Annotated in this window: 3 protein-coding genes; all 3 read right to left on the bottom strand. The window is 75.5% G+C overall.

Annotated elements, in window-relative coordinates; translation table 11 throughout:
• A partial coding sequence (locus tag AOK09_RS30855) for a TIR-like protein FxsC (protein WP_055590529.1) occupies positions 1–1,250 on the bottom strand: 1,250 nt, incomplete at its 3' end.
• Positions 1,251–1,339: 89 nt separating this feature from the next.
• Positions 1,340–2,155, bottom strand: coding sequence for an aminoglycoside N(3)-acetyltransferase (locus AOK09_RS30850; protein ID WP_055590528.1), 816 nt, complete (start codon positions 2,153–2,155; stop codon positions 1,340–1,342).
• Between the two features lies 1 nt (position 2,156).
• A partial coding sequence (locus tag AOK09_RS30845) for an aKG-HExxH-type peptide beta-hydroxylase (protein WP_055590527.1) occupies positions 2,157–3,907 on the bottom strand: 1,751 nt, incomplete at its 5' end.

Below are 3,907 nucleotides of genomic sequence, written 5' to 3'. Positions count from 1 at the left end.
GAGCCGGGGGCGACCGGGCCCATGAGTCTGGGCCGTCTCATCGGTTCGCCCTCCGGCGGATAGGTCCTGGCGTGCCGCAGGTACTGCCGGGAGGCGCGGCGGACGGCGGTCGGCAGGTCGTCGTAGAACGAGTCGAGGCTGGGCAGCAGACTGCGGGTCAGCCGGTACTCCGGCGGCCCCTCCGAGAGTTTGCGGGAGAGCGCCTCCTCGGTGGCGGCACGCAGCTCCTCCTCGTGCTCCAGCTCGTCGGGGTGGTCCCGGTTGGCGGGCAGCATCACGCTGATCCAGGGGCGGTGCCGGTCGGCCAGGCGTCTCAGGGACTCGCGGTGGCGGCGGTCGGTGAGGGTCCAGCGGTCGATCAGCAGCACCTCGGGGCCGGTGGGCACGTCCGCGGCCAGGATGCGGTCGATCTCGTCCTCGAAGACGCCGACCTTCACCCTGAAGTCCAGGCTGTGGGCGAGGTCGGCGGTGTGGTCGGCCAGCGCCCGCTTGGACTGGGGGTGGTAGGGGTTCCAGTCCAGTGGGGAGGCGCCGTAGCAGTCGGTGCAGCGCGCGCCGCCGCCGTCCCGGTGGCTGCAGGCGAGGACCACCACCCGCAGCTGGTGCGGTCCGTCGCCGGGGCCGAAGGCGCTGGGCACCTCCCGGTAGTCGGCACGCCGTCCGGCGGGTATCCGGGTCTCCTGCGCGACGCTGACGATCCGCCGGGCGAGCCGGTACACCACCCGCTCGTACTCCTGCCGCAGATAGCTCAGCCGGCCCAGCCCGTACAGCCCCTCGGCGGTGTACTCGGCGCCGAAGTCCGCCTGGTTGAACTGCAGGCTCTCGGCCGGCCCCGGCATGGACTCCGGCGGCACCGGCACCCACAGGGCGGGCACCATCCCCTCCATCCGCCGGTGGCCGGCGCCGCGGTGGTAGGCGGCCCGCTGCGAGAAGGAGTACCACTCCTTGCCGCACTGTTCGCTGCGGAAGTAGCGCGGCGAGTACAGCGGGACGAAGACCCGGCAGCGGGAGAGCGCGTCGGACAGGCTGCCCGACCAGCCCTCCCCCGGGTTGAGCCGGCGGTCCATGAAGCCCGCTGCGCCCTTGGGGAGGTCCGTCAGCTGCATCACATGGGCGCACAGGTCCTCGTACAGCTGGTCGACCAGGGCGTCGGGGTCGCCGGCCCTGGTGTCGCTGGTGGGAGTGTGCGCATAGCTGAGGAAGAAGTACGGCGCCGGCCCGCCCTCACCCGATCCCTCTGGTCCTAGCACGCGCGTCCCCCGCCCGCCGATGAAGGACCATCAGTGTAGGAAGTAACGAATCATCAGCGGAATAGCGCGTCAGCAGCGGAATCGCCGCCTCATCCGCCGCACGGACCGCCCATGGCCGCCACCGCCGCGTCCACCGCCTCACGCACCGGCAGCAGCCGGCAGTCCGCCGACCCCAGGGTGCCGGTGGCCACGGTGATCCGGGCGCGTACCGCACGGTCGATCTCCGCCAGGTGGTCGTCGGACACCCCCGGCGCCCGGAACTCCCGCCACACCCGGCCGCCGCCGGGCCCCCGCACCACACAGCGGTAGCCGCGCACCGGGAACCGCCCGGTGCGATAGTCGGCGAGGTGGTAGACGGTGCACCGCTCGATCGGGCCGATCAGCAGACAGCGGCCGCCCGCCCGGTACAGGGCACCCAGCGGCGACTCCTCCCCCAGATGGCTCTCCAGGGCATGGGTGCGCAGCAGTTCGGCGGCCGCCGGGCCGACCGCGCTGAAGGAGGTCTGCGGGTGGTGGCTGCGCAGCGCCCCCGGCAGGAGCCTGATCTGCTCCGCCAGCCGCCCCATGCTGGGCGAGGCCGGGCTGGCGTCCGGGTCGAAGGCCGGCATCGCGTCCAGGTACGCCGCCAGTTCCGCCTCCCCCATGCCGCGGACCCGCTCCCGGTGCAGGGCGGAGGTGGTGGAGTTCTCCGGGGTGGCGGTGTACCCGACCAGGGTGCCCTCCGGCCCGAGAGCGGCCAGCAGTGCCTCCACCACGGCCGCCGCACCGCCCTCGACCGGGCCCACACTGCGCAGTGAGGCCTGCACCAGCAGGATGTCGCCGCGCCGCACGCCCAGCGCCGCCAGATCCCGGGTGAGGCTCCGCACGGTGTGCCGGTCGGCCTCGGTGTCCGCCGGTGCGCCCATCTCAGGCCTCCGCCGCGGCACGTGCCTGCCAGGCCTCACGGTGCCGCGCAGCGGACAGCCGGGCCCGGCCCGCCGCCTCCCGGCCGACCGGCTCGGCGAGCCAGGGCTCCAGGGTGGCCCGCATCCCGTCGGCGAAGCGCTGCCCGGCCCCGGTCAGCGAACCCGAGCCGGCCAGGGTCTCCACGGCCCGCGCGGTCTGCTCCCGCCAGCGGGCGAAGTGCGTCTCGGCCTCGGCCGCGGCCGGCCCTTCGGCGGTACGGCGCCGGACCCGCCAGAAGTCGGTGACGGCGACATGGGCGTAGGTGCCCTGCAGCAGTCCCTCCAGCGGCCGGGGGTCCTCCCGCCAGGGGGCGTAGTAGAGCCGGGTGTCCGCCGGGTCGTGGAGGTCGACGAGGTCCAGCACCGCCCCCAGCTTCACATGCTGGAACTCATGGATCAGCAGCAGTGCCAGGATGTCCGCCCGTTCGGGTCTGGCGATCCCGACCGCACCGAAGGCCTGTCGTGCGGCGGCGCTGACGTCCTGCCCGGCGGGGGCCCGCAGCGGGGTCACCGTGCCGAGCCCGGCCGCCAGCCCGGGGGCGTAGCCGGGCAGCTCCCGGACGATCAGCTGCCAGGCCTCCGCCAGGCCCGTCCGCCACCGCCCGGCCTCGGCGTCCGGCAGTCGCCCGGTGACGGGCCACTGGTGGGCGTCCCGGTGGGGGTCGACGTCCTCCAGGGAGACGCTCCAGCCCGGCAGGACGGCGTGTCGCAGCGGCTGCCAGCGGCCGCCCGCGTCGGTCTCCCCGGCGATCCGCAGCACGGTGCCGCCCGCCTCCACGGTGAAGCCGTCGGGGCGGCCGGTCACCGTCGCCTCACCGCCGCCCCCGACCAGCACCCGGCCCAGGGTCGGCAGCCGCACCGCGCCGTCGCGCACGGGCACCCGCACCGGCTCCCGACACCCGGCCCGCAGCGCGGCCGCCGCGGCGATCTCCGCCAGCCCGCCCGGGTCCGCCCCGGGCCGGCCCTCCAGGCAGCGCACCGCCCAGGTCCTGCCGTACGGATGTGCCAGCACCGCGTCCAGGGCGTCGGGGGCGGCGCTGTCCAGCTCGGTGAGCAGCTCCCAGGCGGCCGCCGCGCCGGCGGGTGCCGGGGCCTGCCGCCAGACCGCGGCCAGCAGCTCCCGGCTGAGGTCGAGCTGGGCGCGGACCAGTGAGCCGACCGCCTCGGCGCCGCCGAAACCGGCTGCCAGCTCGTCCATCTCCTCGTCGGCGGGTCCGGGGGCGGCCTGCGGCGGCGCCGGCCGGGCGGGGGTGCCGCGGTCGCGGACACCGGTGATCAGCTGCATGAGGTCCCCGCAGTAGACGGAGGGGTTGGTGAAGCCGCTGCCGGTCCGGTAGCGGTGGGCGTAGAGGCCGCCGCCGCAGGACCGGACGACAGGGCAGGCGCGGCACTGCGCGGCGAGCCCGGCGGCACCGCGCCGGCGGTCGACCATGCCGGGGTGGCGGGCGGCCTCGTCGAAGCTGTGCCGGAAGACGTCCAGCCCGGTGGCGGGCGCACCGTCGTAGGCGGTCTTCAGCGAGTCGGCCTGCTCCAGGGTGCCGTCGGTCTCCACCACCACCAGGTCGGACGGCTCCAGCCCCAGCGACTCGGTGAGGCTGGACTCCCCCCGCAGGGTGCGCAGCACCGAGTCGAAGATCCGGACCGGCAGCGGCCGGCCCGCCGCGTCCCAGCGGTCGAAGACCGTGAGCAGCCAGTCGGCGTAGGGGGCCGGGG

It is taken from the genome of Peterkaempfera griseoplana, from assembly GCF_001418575.1.
Taxonomy (GTDB): Bacteria; Actinomycetota; Actinomycetes; order Streptomycetales; family Streptomycetaceae; genus Peterkaempfera; species Peterkaempfera griseoplana.
The sequence above is the reverse complement of the archived record's forward strand: the minus strand, read 5'-3'. Positions and strand labels throughout refer to the sequence as shown.